Source organism: Streptomyces sp. KL2, assembly GCF_046529545.1.
Taxonomy (GTDB): domain Bacteria; phylum Actinomycetota; class Actinomycetes; order Streptomycetales; family Streptomycetaceae; genus Streptomyces; species Streptomyces radiopugnans.
In genome coordinates this window covers 4,126,242-4,151,608 of the sequence record NZ_CP127170.1, presented here as the reverse complement: position 1 = coordinate 4,151,608, position 25,367 = coordinate 4,126,242, and the positions used below count along the sequence as shown (strand labels likewise).

General features: G+C 72.6%; 20 protein-coding genes. 7 read left to right on the top strand and 13 right to left on the bottom strand.

Annotated features, from left to right (window positions below):
• Window positions 1-228 precede the first annotated feature (228 nt).
• Window positions 229-399, top strand: a complete 171-nt coding sequence (locus tag QPK52_RS18640; protein WP_410538612.1) for a hypothetical protein — start codon at window positions 229-231, stop codon at window positions 397-399.
• 232 nt (window positions 400-631) lie between these two features.
• A complete protein-coding gene (locus QPK52_RS18635; RefSeq protein WP_410538611.1) occupies window positions 632-1,789 on the top strand; it encodes an alkaline phosphatase PhoX in 1,158 nt (385 codons plus the stop codon).
• A gap of 81 nt (window positions 1,790-1,870) precedes the next feature.
• Here QPK52_RS18635 and QPK52_RS18630 read toward each other — a convergent pair whose 3' ends face one another.
• From QPK52_RS18630 to QPK52_RS18615, 4 genes are all read right to left on the bottom strand, one after another.
• On the bottom strand, window positions 1,871-2,413 hold the full coding sequence (locus QPK52_RS18630) for a hypothetical protein (RefSeq protein WP_410538610.1): 543 nt from the start codon (window positions 2,411-2,413) through the stop codon (window positions 1,871-1,873).
• Between the two features lie 143 nt (window positions 2,414-2,556).
• Window positions 2,557-5,343, bottom strand: coding sequence for a glycosyl hydrolase (locus QPK52_RS18625; protein WP_410538609.1), 2,787 nt, complete (start codon window positions 5,341-5,343; stop codon window positions 2,557-2,559).
• 360 nt (window positions 5,344-5,703) lie between these two features.
• Window positions 5,704-8,442, bottom strand: a complete 2,739-nt coding sequence (ppdK, locus tag QPK52_RS18620) for a pyruvate, phosphate dikinase (RefSeq protein ID WP_410538608.1) — start codon at window positions 8,440-8,442, stop codon at window positions 5,704-5,706.
• Window positions 8,443-8,913: 471 nt separating this feature from the next.
• Entirely contained in the window at window positions 8,914-10,119 is a 1,206-nt protein-coding gene (locus tag QPK52_RS18615; RefSeq protein WP_093654589.1) for an ROK family transcriptional regulator, read from the bottom strand.
• 515 nt (window positions 10,120-10,634) lie between these two features.
• Between QPK52_RS18615 and QPK52_RS18610 the strand changes: the two genes are divergently transcribed.
• Complete coding sequence (locus QPK52_RS18610) at window positions 10,635-12,110, top strand: MGH1-like glycoside hydrolase domain-containing protein (protein WP_410538607.1); 1,476 nt, start codon at window positions 10,635-10,637, stop codon at window positions 12,108-12,110.
• 84 nt (window positions 12,111-12,194) lie between these two features.
• Here QPK52_RS18610 and dusB read toward each other — a convergent pair whose 3' ends face one another.
• The 3 genes from dusB to QPK52_RS18595 all read right to left on the bottom strand — a co-directional run bounded on the left by dusB (window position 12,195) and on the right by QPK52_RS18595 (window position 15,434).
• Complete coding sequence (gene dusB, locus QPK52_RS18605) at window positions 12,195-13,325, bottom strand: tRNA dihydrouridine synthase DusB (RefSeq protein ID WP_410538606.1); 1,131 nt, start codon at window positions 13,323-13,325, stop codon at window positions 12,195-12,197.
• 152 nt (window positions 13,326-13,477) lie between these two features.
• Window positions 13,478-13,792 carry a hypothetical protein gene (locus QPK52_RS18600; RefSeq protein ID WP_410538605.1) on the bottom strand — a complete coding sequence of 105 codons (315 nt, stop codon included), beginning with the start codon at window positions 13,790-13,792 and terminating at the stop codon, window positions 13,478-13,480.
• Window positions 13,793-14,051: 259 nt separating this feature from the next.
• Window positions 14,052-15,434: a glycine--tRNA ligase gene (locus QPK52_RS18595; RefSeq protein ID WP_410538604.1), complete on the bottom strand. Its 1,383-nt coding sequence runs from the start codon at window positions 15,432-15,434 to the stop codon at window positions 14,052-14,054.
• 163 nt (window positions 15,435-15,597) lie between these two features.
• Between QPK52_RS18595 and QPK52_RS18590 the strand changes: the two genes are divergently transcribed.
• The 4 genes from QPK52_RS18590 (at window position 15,598) to QPK52_RS18575 (ending at window position 18,962) form a co-directional block, all read left to right on the top strand.
• Window positions 15,598-16,704 carry a metal ABC transporter substrate-binding protein gene (locus QPK52_RS18590; protein WP_410538603.1) on the top strand — a complete coding sequence of 369 codons (1,107 nt, stop codon included), beginning with the start codon at window positions 15,598-15,600 and terminating at the stop codon, window positions 16,702-16,704.
• Window positions 16,705-16,715: 11 nt separating this feature from the next.
• The gene (locus QPK52_RS18585) at window positions 16,716-17,492 is read left to right on the top strand and encodes a metal ABC transporter ATP-binding protein (RefSeq protein ID WP_410538602.1); all 777 of its coding nucleotides are present in this window, start codon (window positions 16,716-16,718) and stop codon (window positions 17,490-17,492) included.
• Complete coding sequence (locus QPK52_RS18580; protein ID WP_410540379.1) at window positions 17,492-18,409, top strand: metal ABC transporter permease; 918 nt, start codon at window positions 17,492-17,494, stop codon at window positions 18,407-18,409. Before QPK52_RS18585 ends, QPK52_RS18580 begins: the two co-directional genes overlap by 1 nt.
• 127 nt (window positions 18,410-18,536) lie before the next feature.
• The gene (locus QPK52_RS18575; protein ID WP_410540378.1) at window positions 18,537-18,962 is read left to right on the top strand and encodes a Fur family transcriptional regulator; all 426 of its coding nucleotides are present in this window, start codon (window positions 18,537-18,539) and stop codon (window positions 18,960-18,962) included.
• A 92-nt stretch (window positions 18,963-19,054) separates the two neighbouring features.
• Here QPK52_RS18575 and QPK52_RS18570 read toward each other — a convergent pair whose 3' ends face one another.
• The 6 genes from QPK52_RS18570 to QPK52_RS18545 form a co-directional block, all read right to left on the bottom strand.
• Window positions 19,055-19,936: an isoprenyl transferase gene (locus tag QPK52_RS18570; protein ID WP_410538601.1), complete on the bottom strand. Its 882-nt coding sequence runs from the start codon at window positions 19,934-19,936 to the stop codon at window positions 19,055-19,057.
• A 90-nt stretch (window positions 19,937-20,026) separates the two neighbouring features.
• Window positions 20,027-20,776, bottom strand: a complete 750-nt coding sequence (gene recO / locus QPK52_RS18565) for a DNA repair protein RecO (RefSeq protein ID WP_410538600.1) — start codon at window positions 20,774-20,776, stop codon at window positions 20,027-20,029.
• Between the two features lie 61 nt (window positions 20,777-20,837).
• The gene (locus QPK52_RS18560) at window positions 20,838-21,530 is read right to left on the bottom strand and encodes a TerB family tellurite resistance protein (protein ID WP_093654571.1); all 693 of its coding nucleotides are present in this window, start codon (window positions 21,528-21,530) and stop codon (window positions 20,838-20,840) included.
• A gap of 332 nt (window positions 21,531-21,862) precedes the next feature.
• Window positions 21,863-23,629 (bottom strand): 2-isopropylmalate synthase, encoded by a 1,767-nt coding sequence (gene leuA, locus QPK52_RS18555; protein WP_410538599.1) that lies wholly within the window; start codon window positions 23,627-23,629, stop codon window positions 21,863-21,865.
• 322 nt (window positions 23,630-23,951) lie between these two features.
• On the bottom strand, window positions 23,952-24,923 hold the full coding sequence (gene era, locus QPK52_RS18550; protein WP_410538598.1) for a GTPase Era: 972 nt from the start codon (window positions 24,921-24,923) through the stop codon (window positions 23,952-23,954).
• 61 nt (window positions 24,924-24,984) lie between these two features.
• The gene (locus tag QPK52_RS18545) at window positions 24,985-25,350 is read right to left on the bottom strand and encodes a cytidine deaminase (protein ID WP_093654565.1); all 366 of its coding nucleotides are present in this window, start codon (window positions 25,348-25,350) and stop codon (window positions 24,985-24,987) included.
• Window positions 25,351-25,367: the final 17 nt, after the last annotated feature.

Sequence of the window (25,367 nt, the reverse complement as noted above, 5' to 3'; positions counted from 1 at the left end):
GGGCCCCGGTCCGGTCCTGGCACGGGCCCTTCCGAGCCGGCGCCCGCCCCGCCCCCCGGCGGGCGCCGCCCTCCTCGCCTCGGCGTCCCGTCCGGCCTACGCTGTGCCGCGCGAAGGAGACGATCGCGCCGTCACCGTGGGAGCGGGCGGGCGCCGAGGCGAGGAGCCGCGGCACAGACGGACTGGACGGTACGGGACATCCCCCGCCCGGGCGGGTGCACGGCCGTGGTGACCGGCGCCAGCAGCGGCCTGGGCCATGTGACCGCGCGCGAACTGGCCCGCCGCACCGTCGAGCACCGCCTGGTGGCCGCCGCACCCGCGACGACGCCGCCTCCGCGCGGCTGTGGGAGAACTTCCGAACGGCTCACCGGCGTGCGCTACGCCTTCGCCGCGCACTGAGCCGGGCACTGAGCCGGGCACCGGGCCTCGCGCCGGGCCGGCCCGTCCGGCCGCACTCCCGGCCCGGCCGCGGCTACCGGCCGGCAACCGGCGCGACGACCGGTGTTGGGGCAACCGGCCGCCCGGCGCGACCGTTTGTTCATGCCCTGTCAAAGCAGGATCCCTACCGTTCCAGGTCGTTCGACCCCGCGCCCGACCGGCCGCGGGGCCAGACGACTTCGGTGGAGTGAACGTGGAACGTCGTAACTTCCTGCGCGGGGCCGTACTCACCGGTTCGGTGGCCGCCTTCGGCGGTTCCCTGTGGCGCGGCGCCGCCCACGCCGCGCCCGCCCAGCCCGGCACCGGGCCCTACGGGGCCCTGCGCCCGGCCGACGCCAACGGCATCCGGCTGCCCCAGGGCTTCACCAGCCGGGTGATCGCCCGCTCCGGGCAGAGGGTGCCCGGCACCTCCTACACCTGGCACAACGCCCCCGACGGCGGCGCCTGCTACGCCGACGGCAGCGGCTGGATCTACGTCTCCAACTCCGAGATCAACCCCGGCGGCGGCGCGGGCGCCGTGCGCTTCGACTCCTCCGGGAACATCACCGGCGCCCACCGCGTCCTGTCCAACACCCGGCAGAACTGCGCGGGCGGCAAGACCCCGTGGAACACCTGGCTGTCGTGCGAGGAGGTCGACCGCGGCTACGTCTACGAGACCGACCCGTGGGGCGTGAAGCCCGCGGTGCGCCGGGACGCCATGGGCCGCTTCAAGCACGAGGCGGCGGCAGCCGACCCGGTCCGCAAGGTGATCTACCTGACCGAGGACGTCTCCGACGGCTGCCTCTACCGCTTCCGCCCCACCACCTGGGGCGACCTGTCCTCGGGGACGCTGGAGGTGATGACGGGCGGCTCGGGCACCTCCGGCTCCATAGGCTGGGCCCGCGTCCCGGACCCGTCGGCCGCCTCCACCGCCACCCGCCACCAGGTCTCCGCCGCCAAGCACTTCAACGGCGGCGAGGGCTGCCACTACGCGGACGGCACCTGCTGGTTCACCACCAAGGGCGACGGCCGGGTGTGGCGGCTCGACGCGGCGAACAACACGATCACGCTGGCCTACGACGACTCCCTGGTCTCCGGCACCGCCCCGCTGACGGGCGTCGACAACGTCACCGGGTCCGCCTCCGGCGACCTCTTCGTCGCCGAGGACGGGGGCAACATGGAGATCTGCGTCATCACACCGGACGACGTGGTCGCGCCCTTCCTGCGGATCGACGGCCAGTCGTCCTCGGAGATCACCGGCCCGGCCTTCTCCCCCGACGGCTCCCGGCTGTACTTCTCCAGCCAGCGCGGCACCAGCGGCAGCGGCTCGGGCGGCATCACCTACGAGGTGCGCGGCCCGTTCCGCTCCTGAACCCGCCCCGGGCGCGGCGGGGCCCGCCGTGCGGCCCCGCCGCGCCCGGCAGGTGCGGCGGCGGATGCGTCGGCAGGCGCGTCAGCGGTAGTCGTCCGGGTGGTCCTGCATCCAGACGTTGATCCGGTCGCGGGTGCCGAAGATCAGATCCTGGTGGGACTTGAGGTGCTCGTAGGAGCGGTCCTCACCGATCCGCTCCCGCATCGCCGCGATCCACTCGATCGGCTCGGGGAAGTGGCCGGGGCCCTTGCCGTCGGCCTTCATCGCCGCGTCGAGGCGTTCGAGTTCGCCGACGACCCGGTTGAGCAGGTACTCGCAGTTCCCCGGGGTGCCGCAGGAGTCGTTCAAAGTGGCCTGGAGCCCGGCGAAGGCGTCGCGGACCGCCTCGGGGCCCGGGCTCGGCGGCGAGAATGCGGCGGACTCCTCGGCCTCCGCCGAGGCGGAGGCGATGCTCCGCAGTTCCTCGGAGGCCGGCCCGGCCGTCGTCTCCGTGACCGCGGACCGGGAGGGCGAGGGGCCGCCGTCCACCTCCCGGTCCGCGCTTACGGAACACGACGGCAGCAGTAACGCGACGGGGACGGCGAGCGCGGCGGCGCGGGCACGGCGGATACGGCGGGTACGCACGGTGTGGTCTCCGATCAGGCGGTCGACTGTGCTGCCGACCCCGGGAGTCGACCGGACCGGGGCCGCGCTCCGACCGTACGCCATGCCGCCGGGGCCGCCGTGTGCGCGCCCGGGGGTGCGGGGCGCGCACACGGCGGGTCCGGTCACCCGAAGGGGATGGTGAGCACCGAGCCGGAGCCCACCTGGAGCTGCGACGGGGCGTTGCCGATGGCGCTCCACACCTCCAGCCGGACGGTTCCGCCCCTGAGGTCGCCGAGGCTTCCCGAGGCCGACCTCAGTCCGGCGCGGGCGGACGCGTACTCCTCCCAGCCGGGCACCGGGTCGGTGGCGAAGTAGCGGTAGGTCTCCACCCGGTCGAAGGTGCCGTCACCGGTCAGGTCGTAGGAGACCCGGGCCTGCTGGCCGAGTCCGACCGCCGTCCCCGCGTCCACCTTCAGCCGGAAGTCGGTGGACGCACCGGACCGGTGGCTGCCGTTGACGTTGCGGATCTCGTAGACGAGCGGCCGGTACGGGGTGCCGTCCCGGTTGACGCCGTCCGCCGAGGCGATGGTGTCGCCGGTCGGGGTGGCGGTCGCGGTGGTGCTCAGCGTCCCGCCGGAGCGCGGGTGGAAGGTGTTGCCGGTGGCGGGCGGGTCCTGCGGGTCGCCCGGGTCCGCCGTGCCGGTGCCGGTAGCCGTGGAGCGGGCCGGGACGCTCAGCTTCCCGCCGTCGGAGAACGTCACGGTCACCGCCGAGTCGGAGTGGTTGTGGGCCACGTAGGTGCGGGTGCCGTTCTTCGTGAGGACCGCGGCGGTGGGGCTGTCGGCGGTGACGTCGGTGTCGGGGGCGCCGAGCGCGTCCAGGGTGGTGATCCAGTGGTAGGTGTGGGCCTTCGTCTCGCCCGCCTCCGGAGCGTAGCCGCCGTTCTGCGCGTCCCAGTGGGCCTTGGCCTTCGCGGGGTCGGCCAGGGCCTGGAACTCCCAGAGGATGTCGCGCCATTCGACGGCCGGGCCGCCGTTGTTCCGCTCCATCTCGGAGATGCTGCGCCGGATCATGTCCTTCTTCCGGGCCAGGTGGAGCGAACCCCCGGTCACCGGGAGGACGTTGATGCCGTGGATCTCCTCGGGGTTGGCGGTCCACCAGGTGGAGTAGGCGCCGCCGCTGCCCCACACCATGCCGACGACGTCATGGCCGAAGTTCTGGGGGTAGACGGCCTGGTCGGCGTCGAACCAGTACTGGGCGATGGCCTCGGACTCGGTGGTCAGCAGGTAGACGCCCAGGTCCCGCAGGGAGGTGTCCCCGGTGGCCGCGCCCCACAGGACCAGGCCGGCGCTGAGGTTGATCGACTCCGAGGACGACTCCTGGTTGTTGCCCGCGGCGAAGCCCGCGTGCCCGGCGGCCCAGCTGTGCCCGGCGTAGACGTCGAAGCCGCGCAGGAAGGGGAAGAGCTGGTCGGTGCGGCTGGGGTTGGCGGCGTCCCGGACCAGCGTCTTCACCATGCCGCCCCAGGCGGAGTCCGCCGCCCAGGCCCGGTCGTACTGGGCCACGATCGCCGCGGCCATCACGTAGTACGAGTAGTGGAAGTGGTGGTCGTTGAGCTCCTTGTCGCTGCCGTAGGAGGCGGGGTAGCCGATGAGCGTGCGCCAGTCCCGGTCGTAGGAGAACTCCGAGGGCCCGCCCACGGTGAACCACTCCTGGAGCCGCCCCTTGATCAGCCCGAGCAGCTTGTCGCGGACGGCCGTCTCACCGATCTGGTCGGCGATCGGCACCAGCTGGGCGAGCTTGCCGAGCTGCTTGCCCGTCCAGTAGGTGTCCGTGGCCCCCTGGAACGGGTCGGCGGCGTTCGCCACCTCGTTGAGGTACCCGGTGAGCCGTGCCTTGTCCACGGCGGGCACCCGGGGCAGGCCCGGCAGGACGCCGGTGACCTTCTGGGAGGTGGTGAAGGAGGCGCCCTCGCGGACCTTCATCGTCCCGCGCGGCGAGACGTAGGTGTAGGGGGTCAGCGCGTCGGAGGTGTGCAGCCACTGGTGGCGGTAGAGGGCCTGGAGGGTTCCGCGCTCGCTGCCCTCCTTCGCCGTGGTGGTCAGCGTGTAGGTGGCCTTCATCCGTCCGGCGGCCCGGTCGTAGTCCCAGCTCACCCTGGAGCCGGTGACGAAGCTGAAGGCGTACTTGCGGTAGGTGGCGAGCGCGTCGGTGCTCGGCAGGACGGCCAGCGAGAAGTAGTCCTTGCCGCCCAGGTTCGCGCGGATCTCGGTGCCCGAGACGGTCCAGTCGCTGCCGGTGGGGGCGAACAGCGCGTAGTGGTGGCCGCCGATGGTGACGCCCAGGACGTTGCCCTGGTCGGCGAAGACGTTCGGGGTGCTCGCGGCGGAGATCCGCGCCGCCCCGCCGGTGCCCTGCGCGTACACGTAGGGCATGCCGTGGCCGATGGTGGTGCGCAGGGTGCGGGCGCCGTCGGACCAGTGGGGGGTGACGGTCCAGTCGCTCCAGGAGTCGGCCCTGGCGTCCGGCGCGTTGAGCCCCTCCAGGCCGACGGTCAGGTCGCGCTTGTGCGGGAACTCGTACTGGCGGCCGTCGCCCACGATCTGGTGGGCGGTGGGGTAGCCGACCTCCAGGCCGCCGGAGACGGCCCGGTAGGTGAGCGGGTGGCCGTACATGTTCTCGGAGTACGGGTTGTCGGGGTACCGCTGGAAGGCCAGGGAGGACCACCAGTCGTTGGTGGGCACGGGCTTGCCCGCGGCGGCGGAGGTGACCTTCGGCTTGACGGGGGCGCCGGTGTTGTTCTCCGGGCCGGCGGCTCCGGCGGGACGGGTGTCGCTGTAACCGCCCTGGCCGACGGGGACGGTGGCGGCCGTGGCGCTGCCCGCCCCGACGACGCCGAGGCCGGTGGCGGTGGCGGCCGTGGCCACCACCGCCGCCAGCAGCGCGGCGGGACGTCTGCGGAATCTCATGAACGGCTCCTGGGGGGTGTCCGTGGGGGAGCTCTGAGAGCGCTCTCAGATCCCGGCAACGTAGATTTCACCTGCACGAGCGTCAAGATGTTCGACAAAAACAATCTTGAAAAGCCGTCAGGCGTTCAGGAGTTGACGCCTTTGACCCCGGTACGTCCACCGGGCCGTCCGCACGGACACGGCGGCCGGCCCACGGCGCGGACACGGCGCGGAAGGGCGGCGCCTCCGCACAGGCGCCGCCCTTCCTCGGTGCCGGGACCGCCGTTCCCGCCGGTGAGGGTCGGCCGGCGGGACGGTCCCGGTGTCAGGTGGTCTTCGGCCGCTGGGCCACAGGACCGCTGGAGTCGCCGGGCCCCGGGGTCACCGGCTGTCGCCGCCCTCCCCGCTCTCCATGGCCGCCGCGCGGCCCGCCTCCAGGCGGGCGACGGGGATGCGGAACGGGGAGCAGGAGACGTAGTCCAGGCCGATCCCGTGGAAGAAGTGGACCGACTCCGGGTCGCCGCCGTGCTCTCCGCACACGCCCAGCTTGAGGTCGGGACGGGCGGCCCGGCCGGCCTCGACCGCGCCTCGCACCAGCGCGCCGACACCGTCCTTGTCGATGGTCTCGAACGGCGAGACCCCGAAGACGCCCTTCTCCAGGTAGGCGGTGAAGAAGCTCGCCTCCACGTCGTCCCGGCTGAAGCCCCACACGGTCTGGGTGAGGTCGTTGGTGCCGAAGGAGAAGAAGTCGGCGCACTCGGCGATCTGGCCGGCCGTCACCGCCGCACGCGGCAGCTCGATCATGGTGCCGATCAGCAGCTTCAGGTCCACGCCGCGGGCCTGCTGGACCTCGGCGATGACCTTCTCGGCCTCCTCCCGGACGCACTCCAGCTCCTGGACGGTGCCCACCAGCGGAATCATGATCTCCGCGCGGGGGTCGCCCCCGGCGGCGGCCCGGTCGGCGGCGGCCTCGGCGATGGCCCGCACCTGCATGGTGAACAGGCCGGGGATGACCAGGCCCAGGCGCACGCCGCGCAGGCCCAGCATCGGGTTCTGCTCGTGCAGCCGCCGGACGGCCTGCAGCAGACGCCGGTCGTCCTCGTCGGTCTCACCGCGGGCCTCGGCGAGCGCGACCCGCACCGACAGCTCGGTGAGGTCGGGCAGGAACTCGTGGAGCGGCGGGTCCAGCAGCCGTACCGTCACCGGCAGGCCGTCCATGGCCTCGAACAGCTCGGCGAAGTCGCCCTTCTGCAGCGGCAGCAGCGCGGCCAGCGCGGCCTCGCACTCCTCCTCCGTCTCGGCCAGGACCAGGCGCTCGACCAGTTCGCGGCGCTCGCCGAGGAACATGTGCTCGGTGCGGCACAGGCCGATGCCCTGGGCGCCGAAGCGGCGGGCGCGGGCGGCGTCCTCGGCGTTGTCGGCGTTGGCCCGCACCCGCAGGCGGCGGTTGCCGTCGGCCAGGGCCATGATCCGGTGCACGGCCCGGACCAGCTCGTCGGCCTGCTCGTCGGGCCGGGTGCGGCCCTCGAAGTACTCCACGACCGGGGAGGGCACGACGGGCACCTCGCCGCGGTAGACGCTGCCGGTGGAGCCGTCGATGGAGATGACGTCGCCCTCGGCGACGACCAGGCCGCCCGGGGCGGTCAGGCGGCGCTGCTTGAGGTCGACCTGGAGCTCCTCGGCGCCGCACACGCAGGTCTTGCCCATGCCGCGGGCGACGACGGCGGCGTGCGAGGTCTTGCCGCCGCGGGAGGTGAGGATGCCCTCCGCGGCGATCATGCCGTCGAGGTCGTCGGGGTTGGTCTCGCGGCGCACCAGGATGACCTTCTCGCCGGCGCGGGCGCGGGCCACGGCGGTGGCGGAGTCGAAGACGGCCGCTCCGACGGCGGCGCCGGGCGAGGCGGCGATGCCCCGGCCGATCCGCTCGGCCGCGCCGTCGCCGGTCCGGCTCTCGTCGAAGCGCGGGAACATCAGCTGGGCGAGCTGGGCGCCGTTGACGCGGCGCAGCGCCTCGGTCTCGTCGATCAGGCCCTGGTCGACGAGCTGGGTGGCGATGCGGAACGCGGCGGCGGCGGTGCGCTTGCCCACCCGGGTCTGGAGCATCCACAGCTTGCCGCGCTCGATGGTGAACTCGATGTCGCACAGATCCCTGTAGTGGTTCTCCAGGGTCTCCATGATCCGCATGAGCTGGTCGTAGGACTTCTTGTCGATCGTCTCCAGCTCGGCCAGCGGCACGGTGTTGCGGATGCCGGCGACGACGTCCTCGCCCTGGGCGTTGGCGAGGTAGTCGCCGTAGACGCCCTGCTGGCCGCTGGCGGGGTCGCGGGTGAAGGCGACACCGGTGCCGGAGTCGGGACCGAGGTTGCCGAAGACCATCGAGCAGACGTTGACGGCCGTGCCCAGGTCGTGCGGTATGCGCTCCTGGCGGCGGTAGAGCTTGGCGCGCTCGCCGTTCCAGGAGTCGAAGACCGCGCGGATGGCGAGGTCCATCTGCTCGCGCGGGTCCTGCGGGAAGTCGCGGCCGGTCTGCTCCGAGACGATGCCCTTGAACTCCTCGACGAGGCTCTTGAGGTCGCCGGCGTCCAGGTCGACGTCGGTGGACGCGTTCCGGGCCCGCTTGGCCTCCTCCAGCGCCTCCTCGAACAGATCGCCGTCGACACCGAGGACGGTCTTGCCGAACATCTGGATGAGGCGCCGGTAGGAGTCCCAGGCGAAACGTTCATCCCCGGACTGGGCGGCGAGTCCGGCCACGGAGGCGTCGGACAGGCCGATGTTCAGGACGGTGTCCATCATCCCCGGCATGGAGAACTTGGCTCCGGAGCGGACGGACACCAGCAGGGGGTCGTCCGCCTGGCCGAGCTTCTTGCCCATCCTCTTCTCGAGGGCCTCGAGGTGGGTGCTCACCTCGTCGCGGAGAGCCGGGGGCTCGGAGCCGGAGGCGAGGTAGACCTTGCACGCCTCGGTGGTGATGGTGAACCCGGGAGGGACCGGGAGACCGAGGTTGGTCATTTCGGCGAGGTTGGCTCCCTTGCCGCCGAGGAGGTCCTTGAGGTCCTTGTTGCCCTCGGTGAAGTCGTAGACGAACTTCTGGGTTACGTGAGGCTCTTGGTTTTCCGGCAAGAGAATCGCGCTCCTCGCTGGATCCCCTCGGCGGAGGCCGGGGGAAGGCTGCCCTGACGGCGGGGAGCGTACCCAGATCGAAGGATTTCGAGTACGGCCACCATTAGTCCATGGGGGCGTAACCGCTCATCAGCCGATGGATCGAAAGTAAAGGATGATTCAAGTGCCGCGGACCCGCTCGTTCACCACTCGAATTCATCGATGCGCTGAGTGGCGACCGGGGCGCACTTCCGCGACCCTGAGTGAGAGCGAGGACGGGCGGATGAACGGAAGAGGGGTGGCACCGAGTGCCACCCTTTGAGAAGTACAGGGCCACTTTGAGTGCTCATATGAGCGCACCTGCTATCAGAGTGGCGAGCATCACCCTCTTGACGGGCCCGGCATCTCAGCCATTGGACACATACGGGAGCTACGCCGCTCGAATGAGCACCCCGTAGACGGCCACCGCCCGCCCCCTCCGGTACCCCCGCCTCACAGCCCCATGGCCGCCAGCCGGGCATCGGCCCGCTCCGGTGCGTACAGGTGCTCCACGACCATCGCCCCCGCCCCCACCAGCCCCGCCCGCTCCCCCAGCCGGGAGGTGACCACGGTCAGATGAGCGGTGCTGCGGGGCATCGCCCGCTGGTAGAGCAGCTCGCGCACCCCGGTGACGAACGGGGCGCCGGCCAGGTCGCCCGCGATCATCAGCACTCCGGGGTTGAGCACGGTGACGACGGTGACCAGCACCTCCCCCACCCGGCGCCCGGCGTCCCGGGCCAGCCGCACCGCGTCGGGCTGCCCGGCGGCCAGCAGCTCGCGCACCCCGGTGCCGGATGCGGCCGGGATGCCGGAGCCGGTGAGCCGCGCCGCCAGCGCCCGGCCGCTGGCGACCGCCGCCAGGCAGCCGTACGAGCCGCACATGCACAGCGCGTCCGGCCGGTCGTGCAGCCTGATGTGGCCGATGTCCCCCGCACCGCCGTCGATGCCGCGGTACATCTCGCCGTCCACCACGAGCCCGGCGCCGATGCCGGTGGAGACCTTGACCAGGAGGAAGGCGCCGCAGTCGCGCCAGCCGGTGCGCTGCTCGGCGTACGCCATGAGGTTGGCGTCGTTCTCCACCAGCACCACGGGGCCCTCGCCGTCCGCACCGGTGTGCCGCAGATACGCCCGCCGCATCCGCTCCGGGATCGGGTAGCGGTCCCAGCCCGGCATGATCGGAGGCTGGACCACCTGCCCCGACTCCCACTCCACCGGCCCCGGCACCGACACCCCGATGCCGCAGACGTCCTCCGGCGCCGCCCCGGCCCGCTCCAGCAGCGGCGGGAACCACCTCGTCACCCGGTCGATCACGTTCTCCGGGCCGTCCTCGATGTTCAGGGCCCCGGTGTGCTCGGCCAGCACCCGGCCGTTGAGGTCCAGCGCGGCGGCCAGTCCGTGCCGGGTCTCCACGTCCACGGCGAGCACCACGGCGTGCGAGCCGTCGAACTCCAGGCGGTTCGACGGACGTCCGCCCGCCGGGCCGCCCACGGGCACGGTGGCTCCGTCGCGGATCCAGCCCGCCCGGAAGAGCTGGTCGAGGCGGTGGCCGACGGTGGATCGGGACAGTCCGGTGGCACGCTGGAGCTCGCCGCGGGTGGTCGCCTGCCCGCTGCGGACCAGTCGCAGCAGATGTCCCGCGCTGGATTGGTTCCCGGTCATACGGCCATCTTCTCCGCACCTCCCGGCCGCCGCCGTCCCGCCCCTGCCGAACGCCCTGCTCAGCCCCCGTCCGGAGCCGTCCGGCGCCGCCCGGTGCCGCCCGGCGCCGTCCGGGACGGTCCGCGGCGTGCGGGCGGGGCGGGCGGCCCTGCACCGCGGCCCCGGACCGGACGCCCGGCCGCGCCGCACGCGTGTTCACGCGCTCCTCATCCGTGCGGCGGTCGCGCCCCGCCCGTACTCCTCCGCGCTTCCCCTCGCGCCTTCCTGTGTCCGGTCTCACAGCATCACTTCTGCCTTTTCGCAAGACAGAACCCTAGGCTTATGGAGACGTAACCTAGGAGTCGTACAGACACCGGAGTTCTCGTGGAGCGCGTCGCCCAGTCCACCGACATCCCCATATCCCCGCCCTCCCCCGGGGCCGGCGTCCCGGGGTCGGGGCCATGGCCCGCGGCCGGGAGGCCATGGCCGCACGCACCGCGCTCCACCGCCCGCTCCGGCGCGGGTGCGGCGGTCCGATGAAGCCCGTCCCGATCCCCCTCACCACAGCACGGCCGTTCATCCCCGCCCAGCGGCCGCCCGTCGGCGTCACCGCCGCCGAGCTGCGCCAGGCCGCGCGCCAGGTGCTGCTGCGCAACTGGACGGGCGCCTCGACCGTTCCCTCGCGAAGCCTGTATCCGCACCAGTGGAGCTGGGACTCGGCGTTCGTCGCGATCGGCCTGCGCCATCTGTCGGCGCCGCGCGCCCAGCGCGAGCTGGAGACGCTGATGTCCGCCCAGTGGGGCGACGGCCGCGTCCCGCACATCGTCTTCAACCCGTCCGTGCCGCTCGGCGCGTACTTCCCCAGCCCGGACTTCTGGCGCTCCTCGACCGCCGGGGCCGGGGCCGGGGCGCCCGGGCACGTCGAGACCTCGGGGATCGTGCAGCCGCCCGTCCACGCGCTCGCCGCCTGGCTGGTGCACCGCGCCGACCCGGCGACCTCGCGGCGGCGCGGCTTCCTCAGACGCCTCTACCCCCGGCTGGTCGCCTGGCACCGCTATCTGACCGCCCACCGCGACCTGGGCGGGCACGGGCTGGTGTCGGCCGTCCACCCGTGGGAGCCGGGCATGGACAACAGCCCGGCCTGGGACGCCCCGCTGTCCCGCATCGAGCCGGCCGACCCCTGCTCCTTCCGCCGCTGCGACCTCGACCACGGCTCGGCCTCCGACCGTCCCACGGATCTGGACTACGGCCGGTACGTGCGGCTGGCGGCCGACTACCGCGACCACGGCTACCGGGACGGCGACGCCCCGCACCCGTTCGCCGTGGAGGACCCCGGCGTCAACGCCCTGCTGATCGCCTCCGAGCACGCTCTGGCGCAGATCGCCGCCGAGGTCGGGGCGCAGGGCCCCGAGGACGACCCCGGCGGGCACCGGGGACGGGCCGCGCGGCTGACCGATGCCCTGGTGGACCGCCTGTGGGACGAGGAGAGCGGCATGTTCCTCTGCCGCGACGTGCGCGCCGGGCACCGCGGCGAGCCGATCCGGGAGCGCAGCGCCGCCGGGCTGGTGCCGCTGGTCGTCCCCGGCCTGCCGCGCGGAATCGTCCGCACGCTGCTGCGCACGGTCGGCGGCGAGCACTTCGGGCTGGGCGACACCGTGCGGCTGGTGCCCAGCTACGACCTGAAGGGCCACGCCTTCGACTCGTGCCGCTACTGGCGGGGACCGGCCTGGTTCAACGTCAACTGGCTGGTGGAACGGGGCCTGAGGCAGTACGGGCACACCACCCGGGCCGACTCCCTGCGCGCCGCGGTGCTGGCGTCGGCCGCCGCGTCCGGCTTCGCCGAGTACGTCGACCCGCACACCGGGGCGGGCCGCGGCGCCCGGGAGTTCAGCTGGACGGCGGCCCTCGCCCTCGACCTGCTGTCCCGCAGCGCGGACCGGTCGGCGGACCGCGCTGCGGTGCGCACCGGGATGCGCGTCGGGGCGCTGGTGCGCAGCGGTACGGCGGGCTGAGGCGGCGGTACGGCGGGCCGGGCGGGACCCGCCCGGGAGCGGAGGCACCGGGAGCGGAGGCGGCCGCCCCGGGCTCCCCGGGACTCAGCCGCCGGAGGTGTCCAGCTCGGCCTCGGCCGCGACGCCCGCGCGGTCGTACGGGTCGTCCAGCCAGCCGTCGGGCAGGGCCACCCGGCTGCGTCCGGAGGTGCGCCCGCGCGGGCCGTCCGCGCCCTTCGGCCACGGCTGGCCCAGGTCGAGTTCGCCCAGCAGGTCCTCCAGCTCTGCGAGGGAGGCCGCGACGGCCAGTTTCCGGCGCATCTCGGAACCCACCGAGAAGCCCTTGGTGTACCAGGCGACGTGCTTGCGGAAGTCGATCACCCCGCGCGCCTCGTCCTCCAGCCACTCCCCCAGCAGCCGGGCGTGCCGCAGCATCACCGCCGCGACCTCGCGCAGGGTGGGCTCGGCCCTCTCCGGCCTGCCCTCGCAGGCGGCCACCAGATCGCCGAAGAGCCACGGCCGGCCCAGGCAGCCGCGTCCGACCACGACGCCGTCGCAGCCGGTCTCGCGCATCATCCGCACCGCGTCGTCGGCCGACCAGATGTCGCCGTTGCCCAGCACCGGGATCTCGGGCACGGCCTCCTTCAGGGCGGCGATGGCGTCCCAGTCGGCGGTGCCGCCGTAGTGCTGGGCGGCGGTGCGGCCGTGCAGGGCGACGGCGGTGACGCCCTCCTCGACGGCGATGCGTCCGGCGTCCAGGTAGGTGAGGTGGTCGTCGTCGATGCCCTTGCGCATCTTCATGGTCACCGGCAGTCCGCCGGCGCCGGTGACGGCCTCGCGCAGGATGGCCCGCAGCAGGTTCCGCTTGTACGGCAGCGCCGAGCCGCCGCCCTTGCGGGTCACCTTGGGCACCGGGCAGCCGAAGTTGAGGTCGATGTGGTCGGCCATGTCCTCGTCGGCGATCATGCGGACGGCCTTGCCGACGGTCGCCGGGTCCACGCCGTAGAGCTGGATGGAGCGCGGCTTCTCGGTCTCGTCGAAGTGGACGAGCCGCATGGTCTTGGCGTCCCGCTCGACCAGTGCCCGGGTGGTGATCATCTCGCTGACGAACAGCCCCCGGCCACCGCTGTACTCGCGGCACAGCGTCCGGAACGGCGCGTTGGTGATCCCGGCCATCGGCGCGAGGACCACGGGCGGCCGGACCGTGTGCGGACCGATGGCGAGCTGCTGTGACATGGCAGTGGGCATCCTCGTTGTCGCTCGGCGGTGGGGGACGATCCTCCATTGTCCCCCATCCGGCCCGCCGCTCCGCGTGCCCCGCCCCTTCGAGGCCCGCCGGAGGGGCGTCAGAAGGCCCCCGGAGGTCTCCGAGATGCCCCTTTCCGAGGTCAGTGCCCCAGGAAGGCGGGGGTGAAGACGGCGAGGAAGCCCGCCAGTCCGATCAGCCCGAGGATCCAGGGCGCCGGGCTCAGCAACTGCCCGCCACCGCCCCGCGCGCCGTGCTCGGCCAGATGGTGCGCGGCCTCGGCGCGTGCGAGGCCGCGGGCCGCGAAGCGGCGGTCGCAGGTGCCGCAGACGAGGTGGCGCCCCTCCCCCGTACCGCGGCGGAAGCACAGCTCACGGGTGATCCTCACCTCGTGGATGCGCCCGTCCTCGCCGTAACCGCTGACCGTGCCCGTGGTCACCGTGCCCGTCGTCAGCATTCGTCCCCCCTTTTTTCGCCCTCCGGATCCCACCCGTGCGTTCCCGGCCGATTCTGGGAGGCGGCACACCGCGGCGCCAGGGCCGAGTGGGGCAGTGTTCGGCGGCGGCCGGTTTCCGGATCCCGGCAAGCGGGACGCGGCCGGGGCGGCGTTGCGGCCGTCCCGCCTTCCGATGCCGTACGGACCCCGGCGGCCGGAGGCCTCCGTACCCGCACCGGGTCCGGAGGCCTCCGCGGACGAGCCCGCCCTGTGCGCGGACTCAGCAGCCGATCAGCCGGGCCGCGAGGTAGGACTCGATCTGGTCGAGCGAGACGCGCTCCTGCTTCATGGTGTCGCGCTCGCGCACCGTCACGGCGTTGTCGTCGAGGGTGTCGAAGTCGACGGTGACGCAGAACGGCGTGCCGATCTCGTCCTGGCGGCGGTAGCGGCGGCCGATGGCGCCGGCGTCGTCGAACTCGATGTTCCAGTGCTTGCGCAGCGTGTCCGCCAGGCCCTTGGCCTTCGGGGAGAGCTGCGGGTTGCGCGACAGCGGCAGGACGGCGGCCTTGACCGGCGACAGGCGCGGGTCGAGACGCATCACGACGCGCTTCTCCATCTTGCCCTTGGCGTTGGGCGCCTCGTCCTCGGTGTAGGCGTCCAGCATGAAGGCCAGCATCGCGCGGCCGACGCCGGCCGCGGGCTCGATGACGTACGGAGTCCAGCGCTCGCCGGCCTCCTGGTCGAAGTACGACAGGTCCTGGCCGGAGGCCTTGGAGTGCGAACTCAGGTCGTAGTCGGTGCGGTTGGCCACACCTTCCAGCTCACCCCACTCGCCGCCGCCGAACTGGAAGCGGTACTCGATGTCGGCGGTGCGCTTGGAGTAGTGGGAGAGCTTCTCCGCCGGGTGCTCGTACCAGCGCATGTTCTCCTCGCGCAGGCCCAGGCCGGTGTACCAGTTCCAGCGCTGCTCCATCCAGTACTCGTGCCACTTCTCGTCCTCGCCCGGCTTGACGAAGAACTCCATCTCCATCTGCTCGAACTCGCGGGTGCGGAAGATGAAGTTGCCCGGAGTGATCTCGTTCCGGAAGGACTTGCCCATCTGCGCGATGCCGAACGGCGGCTTGCGGCGCGAAGTCTGCTGCACCTGGGCGAAGTTGGTGAAGATGCCCTGTGCGGTCTCGGGGCGCAGGTAGGCGACCGAGCCGGTGTCCTGGGTCGGGCCGAGGTGCGTGGACAGCAGGCCGGAGAACTGCTTGGGCTCGGTGAACTGGCCCTTGACGCCGCAGTTGGGGCAGTTGACGTCCGACAGGCCGGCGGCGGGGAGGCGGCCGTGCTTGGCCTCGTACGCCTCCTCCAGGTGGTCGGCGCGGAACCGCTTGTGGCACGAGGTGCACTCGGTCAGCGGGTCGGTGAAGGTGGCCACGTGGCCGGAGGCGACCCAGACCTCGGAGGCGAGGATGACCGACGAGTCGATTCCGACCACGTCGTCGCGCGAGGTGACCATGTAGCGCCACCACTGGCGCTTGATGTTCTCCTTCAGCTCCACGCCCAGCGGACCGTAGTCCCAGGCGGCCCTCTGCCCCCCGTAGATCTCGCTGCAGGGGTAGACGAAGCCACGGCGCTTGCTGAGGCTGACGATGGTGTCGATCTTGTCGGCGGCCACGGTGCTCTCTTCGGTACAGACGACGGAATACCTCAGGTTACCGGCGATGACGGGGGCGGGATCAAATCGGTTCGGGGTTCGGACGGAAGATGATGGAAACCCGGTCGCCGCCGCTCTCCGGGATCTCCATCTCATTTGACAATCATTTCCAACTAGGGCGAAAATGGGTGTCATGAACGCTCGACGCCGTCCTCTCATACCCCGCCCCCGCCGCCGCACCGCCTCCCGTACCGCGCTGGCCGGAGCCGCCGCCCTGGGCATGCTCGGCCTGACCGCCTGCGGCACCGAAGGGACAGGAGGGAACGCGAGCGACCGGGTGGACGTCGTCGCCTCGTTCTACCCGATGCAGTTCCTCGCCGAGGAGATAGGCGGGGAGCACGTCTCGGTCAGCTCCCTGGTCGAGCCGGGCGTCGAGCCGCACGACCTGGAGCTGAGCCCGCGGCAGACCGCCGAGCTGGGCGAGGCGGACCTCGTGGTCTACCTCAAGGGGTTCCAGCCGGCCGTGGACAAGGCGATAGAGCTGTCCGGCGTGGAGAACGTCGCCGAGGCGACCTCCTACACCGAGTTGGAGGAGCGCGGCTCCGGCCACGAAGGGGAAGCGGGGGGACACTCCTCCGGGCACGGGGACGAGCACGGCTCCGGACACGAGGAGGAGCACGGGGACGAGCACGGGGAGGAGCACGGCTCCGGCCACGAGGAGGAACCCGCCGAAGAGGGCCACGAGGGACACGACCACGGCGGCGAGGGGGCCACCGACCCGCACATCTGGCTCGACCCGGTGAAGTACGCCGAGGTCGCCGGGGGCGTCGGCGAGGCCCTGGCGAAGGCGGACCCGGACCACGCGGACGACTACCGGAAGAACGCCGACGCGCTGGCGGAGAAGCTCAGGGGCCTGGACGCGGACTTCCGCGAGGGCCTGAAGAACCGCAGGACCGACACCTTCATCACCGCGCACGCGGCCTTCGGCTACCTCGCGGACCGCTACGGACTCCACGAGGAGTCCGTGGCCGGCCTCGACCCCGAGTCCGAGCCCAGCGGCGCGAGGATGAAGCAGCTGCACCGGGTGGCCCGGGAGGACGACGTCGACACGGTCTTCTTCGAGGCGGCGGCCGGCGAGCGCACCGCGAAGACCCTCGCCGACGACCTGGGGCTGCGCACCGACGTCCTCGACCCCGTCGAGGGCATCACCGACGCCTCCCGGGGCGACGACTACTTCGAGGTCATGCGCTCCAACCTCCAGGCTCTGCGGAAGGCGCTCGGCGCCCGGTGAGGAGGCCGACCATGATGGACGAGCACACCACCACGGCGCAGGCGGCGCCCCCGGTGCTGTCCCTGCGGGGCGTGACCGCCTCGCTCGGGGCACGGCCGGTGCTGCGCGGCATCGACCTGACCGTGGGGCGGGGCGAGGTAGTCGCCCTGCTCGGCGCGAACGGCTCGGGCAAGTCCACGACGGTGCGGGCCGCCGTCGGCCAGGTGCAGACCTCGGGCGGCGAGCTGGAGCTGTTCGGCACCCCGCTGCGCCGCTTCCGCGACTGGCGCCGCGTGGGCTACGTACCGCAGCGATCGACCGCGGCGGCCGGCGTACCCGCGACCGTGCGCGAGGTCGTCGCCTCCGGGCGGCTGGCCCGCAGGCGGCTGGGACCGCTGGGGCGCGGCGACCGGGCGGCGGTACGGCGGGCCCTGGAGCTGGTCGGGCTGGCCGACCGGGCCCGGGACTCGGTGAACGCGCTCTCCGGCGGCCAGCACCAGCGCGTGCTGATCGCCCGCGCGCTGGCAGCCGAACCCGAACTGCTGGTCATGGACGAGCCGCTGGCCGGCGTGGACCTGCTCAGCCAGCGCGTCCTGGCCGATGCGCTGCGCGAGCAGAGCGCCGAGGGCGTCTCGGTCCTGCTGGTGCTGCACGAACTCGGCCCGCTGGCCCCTCTGATCGACCGCACGGTCGTCCTGCACGACGGCCGGGTGGAGCGCGTGGACGGCACCGCACACCTCCACGACCAGGCGTGCCATCCGCACGCCGCCCCCTCCGCCGAACCGACCCGGACCGGACTGCTGACGTGATCGACATCCTCCAGCCCGCCTTCATGCAGCGCGCGCTGCTCGCCGCGCTGCTGGTCGGCGTCGCGGCCCCCGCCATCGGCATCTACCTCGTCCAGCGCCGTCAGGCGATCATGGGCGACGGGATCGGGCACGTGGCCCTCACCGGTGTGGCGCTGGGCTTCCTGCTGAGCACCAGCCCGGTGTGGACGGCCGTGGTGGTCGCATCGCTCGGCTCGGTCGCCATGGAGCTGATCCGCTGGTACGGCAGAACGCGCGGCGACGTGGCCCTGGCCATGCTGTTCTACGGCGGCATGGCGGGCGGAGTCCTGATCATCAACCTGGCGCCGGGAGGCACCACGGCCGATCTCCTCTCCCCGCTCTTCGGCTCGGTCATGACCGTCTCGCCCGAGGACGTCACCGCCATCGTGGTGCTGTCCGGCCTCACCCTGGCGGTCTCCTTCGGGCTGCGGCGGCAACTGTTCGCCGTCTGCCAGGACGAGGAGTTCGCCCGGGTCAGCGGGCTGCCGGTGCGGCTGCTCAACCTGCTGCTGGCCGTCACCGCCGCCGTCACCGTGACCGTGGCCATGCGGGTGGTGGGCCTGCTGCTGGTGAGCGCCCTGATGGTGATCCCGGTGGCCGCGGCCCAGCAGGTCACGCGCGGCTTCGCGACCACCATGGGGCTCGCGGTGGGCATGGGCGTGCTGGTGTCCGTGTCCGGCACCGCCACCTCGTACTACGCCGACGTCCCCCCCGGCGCCACCATCGTGCTGCTGGCCATCGCGCTGTTCGCCGTCCTGTCCGCGGCGGCTCCGCTGCTGAACCGCGCGCGGCTCAGGGCGCGGGCGCGGGGCGAGGAGGCGCCCGGGCGGAAGGACCGGGCAGGAGAACGGGAGGGGGAGGGCCGGGAGGCGGCGGAAGGCGTTACGGTCGTGCGGTGACCGGTGGTCGCCGGCGGACGGCGCGGCCGACGACACCACCGGTGCGGAGCGCGCCCGGCGGCGCCCGCCACACCTGGCACAATGGCCGATCAGCTACGCGAGGTAGCGCCGACTCTAGGAGGCAATGGTGGCGACCGCAGGTCCCCCCGTACGCGGCCGGTCGACCCGGCAGCGCGCCGCTGTGGCGGCGGCGCTCAGCGAGGTCGACGAGTTCCGCAGCGCCCAGGAGCTGCACGACATGCTCAAGCACCGAGGCGACTCCGTCGGTCTGACCACCGTCTACCGCACGCTCCAGTCGCTCGCCGACGCAGGCGAGGTGGACGTGCTGCGCACCGACGAGGGCGAGGCCGTCTACCGCCGGTGCAGCAGCGACGACCACCACCACCATCTGGTCTGCCGCAACTGCGGCAGGGCCGTGGAGGTGGAGGGGCCCGCGGTGGAGAAGTGGGCGGACTCCATCGCCGCGGAGCACGGCTTCGTGGACGTGGCCCACACCATCGAGATCTTCGGCACCTGCGGCGAGTGCGCGGCCGCGCGGAGCGCCAAGGCCTGACGGTCCCGGTGCGGCGGTCCCGCGGCTCCCACAGGGAGCCGCGGGACCGCCGCACCGCGCGTGCCAGGGGCCCGCGCGCCGGACCGCGGGCGTCAGGCCTGCGGCGGTACGGTCCCCTCCGGTCGTGCGCTCCCCTGCGGCGGGGCGGGTGCGGCCTGCGGCGCGGGAGCGGGCGCGACGGGCTCGGCGCCGCCGAAGCGGCGGTCGCGGCGGGCGTACTCCAGGCACGCGTCCCACAGGTTGCGGCGGTCGAAGTCCGGCCACAGCACGTCCTGGAAGACCATCTCGGCGTACGCGCTCTGCCATATCAGGTAGTTGGAGGTGCGCTGCTCGCCCGACGGCCGCACGAAGAGGTCCACGTCCGGCATGTCCGGGTAGTACAGGTACCTCGCGACGGTCTTCTCGTTCACCTTCGACGGGTCCAGCCGCCCGGCACGCACGTCCGCCGCGATGGCCGCCGCCGCGTCGGCGATCTCGGCCCGTCCGCCGTAGTTGACGCAGAAGTACAGCGTCATGGCGTCGTTGTCCTTCGTCTGCTCCTGGGCCACCTGGAGCTCCTGGACGACCGACTTCCACAGCTTGGGCATCCGGCCGACCCAGCGGATGCGGATGCCGAGCGCGTCCATCTCGTCGCGGCGGCGGCGGATGACGTCGCGGTTGAAGTTCATCAGGAAGCGGACCTCCTCGGGTGACCGCTTCCAGTTCTCGGTGGAGAAGGCGTACAGGGAGAGGTTCTTCACGCCCATCTCCAGGCAGCCCTTGAGCACGTCCATCACGACGCCCTCGCCGACCTTGTGCCCCTCGGTGCGCGGCAGCCCGCGCTGCTTGGCCCAGCGCCCGTTGCCGTCCATCACGACCGCCACGTGGCCGGGCACCAGATCGGCGGGGATCCGCGGCGGACGTGCGCCGGAGGGATGCGGTTCGGGGGTGAGGTACTCGCGACGCTGCCGGGACAGCATTCCGCGCCGTGCCATGCGGTTCATCTCCAGTCGGGCGGGGCCGGGAGCGGCCGCGCCTGGGTGAGGACGGGGAAGGGATACCGGGAGCGTAGCCGGTCGGCTCCCTCAGGTCTTCTCGACGTAGCGCAGGGAGCGCAGGCCCCGCTCCAGGTGCCAGTGCAGATACGCCGACACCAGGCCGCCGCCCTCGCGGACGTGCCGGGCCTCGGCCGCGTCGGCCGTCGCCCAGTCGCCCGTCAGCAGCGCGCCCAGCAGCCGCAGCGCCTCGGGGGAGGGCACGACGCTGCCCGGCCTGCGGCAGTCGGCGCACACCACCCCGCCGGCGGCGACGGAGAAGAACCGGTTGGGGCCGGGCAGCCCGCACTGGGCGCACGCCTCGAAGCTGGGCGCGTAGCCGCCCACGGCCAGGGAGCGCAGCAGGAAGGCGTCCAGCACCAGCGCCGGGGCGTGCTCGCCGGCGGCGAGGGTGCGCAGGCCGCCGATCAGCAGCAGGTACTGCTGGACGTTGGGCTCGCCCTCGTGGTCGGTGAACCGCTCGGCCGTCTCCAGCATGGCCGTTCCGGCGGTGTAGCGGGCGTAGTCGGTGACGATGTTCCGCCCGTACGGCGCGATGGTCTCGGTCTGGGTGCACAGCGGCAGGCCGCGGCCGACCAGGTCGCTGCCGCGCGCGAAGAACTGGACGTCGACGTGGGAGAACGGCTCCAGCCTCGCCCCGAACTTCGACTTGGTGCGCCGCACGCCCCGCGCCACGGCCCGTACCCGTCCGTGTCCGCGCGTGAGCAGCGTGATGATGCGGTCGGCCTCGCCCAGTTTCTGGGTGCGCAGGACCACGCCGTCGTCGCGGAACAGGCTCATTCCTCCATTGTCCCCCACCCGGCCCCGGCGGGGAGACGGGTCGGGGGGAACCGGGGAGGCGTCAGGAGGGGGTGGTGCGGGCGGCGTCCAGCAGGCGGTCGGTGTCCTCCCCGCACAGCCGCAGGGTCCGGCCGACCAGGCCCAGTGTCCTGCGCTCGCCGGGTGTGTAGGGGCCGTCGGCGAGCGCGATGCGGGCGCCCAGCAGCAGCAGGCTCTCGCGGCCGGGGCCGGCCAGGTGCGGGGCGAGCGGGGCCAGGGCCTCGTGCAGCTCTATCTCCATCGTGACCCCGTCGGAGCCGACCGCCGCGAGCAGGGCGACCAGCTGCTCCTCGGAGCAGCCGGTGAAGCCGGCGGCCCGGACGCCCTCCACGGCCGCCTCGCGGGTCGACCGCGCCTCGTAGCCGCCCACCGCCAGCACGGCCAGCGCGACGGCGTGCACGGCGTCGCGGAGCATGGTGCCCAGCCGGGTGGTGGTGGGGTGGTCGAGGGCGTCGGTGCCGAAGTGCCCGTCGCAGGACGCGCACTCCAGCACGGGTCCGGCCTCGCCGCGCGGCAGTACGGGGACGCCGAGCACGACCAGGCGGCGGCGCCCGGTGCGGCGTCTGTAGTTGCGGTCGCCTCCGCAGGAGGGGCAGAAGAACTCGCCGTCGTCGACCGTGTGCCAGGCCGTACGGACACCCGCCAACCGCAGTCTCCGGCCGTCCCGGCTCCGGGAGTGCACCACTGCCGTACCTCCGTCACGCTTCAGCGCCATTGCCGCGTGGCGTGATGTTAACCACATCCATGAGGTGCCGTCAGTACCCCGGAGGGCACACATCCCTTCCCCTTGCGGCCCTTGCGGACCGGGCCGGGGGATGTACACGCAGGTCGGGAGGGGTTCTGTGGCATCCGTGTGCCGGACGGAAACCTTTGCGAAAGCATGGCACCACCGGGACCGCCCAGGTGCCCGGCGGGGTGTGCGGGGCCTCCCCGCGGCGACCCCGTGAAGACGGCCCGCCCCGCCGGACGGGCGTCCGGCGGGGCGGGCGGCGTTCACAGCGGCAGGGAGCGGCCGCCGGGTCTCGGGACCGCCGGGCCGCCGGGCCGTCAGCGGAAGGCGCGGTTGACGGCGGAGACGATCGCCTTCAGGGAGGCGCGCGTGGTGTTGGGGTCGATGCCGATGCCCCACAGCACCTTGCCGTCGATGGCGCACTCGATGTACGAGGCGGCCTGCGCGGAGGCTCCCTCGCTCATGGTGTGCTCGGTGTAGTCCAGCAGCCTGGCGTCGATGCCGATGCTCTCCAGCGCGTCGAAGAACGCGGAGATCGGGCCGTTGCCGCTGCCGGTCAGCACGGTGTCGGTGCCGTCGACGGCCGCCTCGACGGTGAGGGTGTCCACGCCGTCGGTGTCGGTGGTGGTCTGGCCGTTGCGGACCTGGATGCGGCCCCAGGGGTTGTCGGGGTTGGGCAGGTACTCGTCGCGGAAGGCCTCCCAGATCTGCGCCGGGGTGATCTCGCCGCCTTCGGCGTCGGTCCTGGCCTGGATGATCCTGGAGAACTCGATCTGCATCCGGCGGGGCAGGTCCAGCTTGTGGTCGTTCTTCAGGACGTAGGAGACGCCGCCCTTGCCGGACTGGGAGTTGACGCGGATGACCGCCTCGTAGGAGCGTCCGACGTCCTTGGGGTCGATGGGCAGGTACGGCACCGCCCACTCGATCTCCTCCACCGGCTTGCCGGCCGCGGCCGCGTCGGCCTCCATGGCCTCGAAGCCCTTCTTGATGGCGTCCTGGTGGGAGCCGGAGAAGGCGGTGTAGACCAGGTCGCCCGCGTACGGGTGGCGCGGGTGGACCTCCATCTGGTTGCAGTACTCGGCGGTGCGGCGGATCTCGTCGATCCGGCTGAAGTCGATCTGCGGGTCGATGCCCTGGCTGAACAGGTTCATCCCCAGCGTGACCAGGTCCACGTTGCCGGTGCGCTCGCCCTGCCCGAACAGGCAGCCCTCGACCCGGTCCGCGCCGGCCATCACGGCCAGCTCGGCGGCGGCCACCGCGGTGCCGCGGTCGTTGTGCGGGTGGGTGGACAGGCAGACGAACTCGCGCCGCGACAGGTTCCGCGACATCCACTCGAAGCGGTCGGCGTGGGTGGAGGGCGTGGAGCGCTCGACGGTGGCGGGCAGGTTCAGGATGATCTCGCGGCCCTCCTCGGGCTGCCAGACGTCCATGACCGACTCGCAGACCTCCAGGGCGAAGTCCAGCTCGGTGTCGGTGAAGATCTCCGGGCTGTACTGGTAGCCGAAGACCGTCTCGTCGCCCAGGATCTTCTCCGCGTACTCGACCACCAGGCGGGTGCCGTCCACGGCGATCTGCCGGATGTCGTCCTTCGAGCCGCGGAAGACCACGCGGCGGAAGACCGGGGCGGTGGCGTTGTACAGGTGGACCGTCGCCCGGTGGGCGCCGGCCAGGGACTGCACGGTGCGCTCGATCAGGTCCTCGCGGGCCTGGGTCAGCACCGAGATCGTCACGTCCTCGGGGATGGCGTCCTCTTCGATGATGGAGCGCACGAAGTCGAAGTCGGTCTGGCCGGAGGAGGGGAAGCCGACCTCGATCTCCTTGTAGCCCATGCGGACCAGCAGGTCGAACATCTCGCGCTTGCGGGCGGGTGACATCGGGTCGATCAGCGCCTGGTTGCCGTCGCGCAGGTCGGTGGACAGCCAGCGGGGGGCCTTGGTGATCCGCTTGTCGGGCCAGGTGCGGTCGGGCAGCTCGACGGCCTCGTAGCCGCGGTAGCGGTGGATCGGCATGCCCGACGGCTTCTGGGTCACCGTGGCGGCGGTGACGGGCGTGGGGCGGCCTACGCGGGAGGAATCACTGCTCATGTGGACTGGGCTCCTGTGGAGGGCGATGGGCTTCGAAGCGCTTTCCGAACGCTTTCCGAAGGGGCCGACGACGGCATCACCGAACTCCGCGGGGAGGGGGTCGGCCGTATGACTACAGGCCCTCGCCGCGGCAGCTAAGGAGAAGCAGCCCAAAACGCATGGTGCGAGTCAGCGTAACCGAGGCGGACGGTGCCCGGCGGTGCGTATCAGTATGCGAGAACTCACATGGGTGAGCACGGAGTCGGCCCCCGCGTCCCGCCGGCGCGGAGCGCGGGGGCCGGTGCGCGGAAGCGGTGCCCCGGAAGCCGGGAGGAACCGAACCCTAGAAGCCGAGCCTGCGAAGCTGCTTGGGGTCGCGCTGCCAGTCCTTGGCGACCTTGACGTGCAGGTCGAGGTAGACGGGGGTGCCCAGCAGCGCCTCGATCTGCTTGCGGGACTTGGTGCCGACCTCCTTCAGCCGGCTGCCCTTGGGGCCGATGACGATGCCCTTCTGGCTGGGGCGCTCGATGAAGACGTTGGCGTGGACGTCCAGCAGCGGCCGGTCCGCCGGACGCCCCTCGCGCGGCGTCATCTCCTCGACCACCACGGCGATGGAGTGCGGCAGTTCGTCGCGCACCCCCTCCAGCGCCGCCTCCCGGATCAGCTCGGCGACCATGACCTGCTCGGGCTCGTCGGTGAGGTCGCCGTCCGGGTACAGCTGCGGGCCCTCGGGCAGGAGGGGGACGAGCAGGTCGGCCAGCAGACCCACCTGGTCGCCCGCGGTGGCGGAGACGGGGACGATCTCGGCCCACTCGATGCCCAGCTCCTTGCCGAGCCGGTCGACGGAGACGAGCTGCTCGGCCAGCGCCCTGGAGTCCACCAGGTCGGTCTTGGTGACCACCGCGACCTTCGGGGTGCGCTTCAGGGCCGCCAGCTCCCCCGCGATGAAGCGGTCGCCGGGACCGATCTTCTGGTCGGCCGGCAGGCAGAAGCCGATCACGTCGACCTCGGCCCAGGTGGTGCGCACCACGTCGTTGAGGCGCTCGCCGAGCAGGGTGCGCGGCTTGTGCAGACCGGGGGTGTCCACCAGGACGAGCTGGGCGTCGGGGCGGTGGACGATGCCGCGCACGGTGTGGCGGGTGGTCTGGGGGCGGTTGGAGGTGATCGCGACCTTCGTCCCCACCAGGGCGTTGGTGAGGGTCGACTTGCCCGCGTTGGGGCGGCCGACGAAGCAGGCGAAGCCCGCGCGGTGCGGTGCGGACTCCGCCTGCTGCTCGGGCCGGGAAGAGGGGGAACGGTCGCTCATGGTGGCCATTCTCCCCGATTCGCGGGGTGTCCCCGTACCGGCCGTCTCGCCCCGCCCCCCGCCCGGCGCTTCAGCCCGCGGTGACGGTGGAGCGGACCGCGCCGTCGGGGCCGGCCAGCAGTACCGGGGTGGCGGGGCCGCCCAGCTCGTGGACGGCCGCGAGGTCGGCGGAGGGCACGGCGGGCGCCTCGGAGACCACGGCCGCGGCCTCCAGGGACTTGGCTCCGGACGCCACCGCCATCGCGACGGCCGTCTGCAGCGCGCTCAGCCGGAGCGACTTCAGGGCAACGGTTCCGGCCACGTACGTGCGCCCGGTCTCATCGCGTACGGCCGCGCCCTCGGGCACGGCGTTGCGGGCCCGCGCGCTGCGCGCGAGGGTGACGATCTTGCGGTCTTCGGGATCCAGGTCGGCGGCTTCGCTCATGCGGGTGAGCATATGTGCTCACCGCCCGG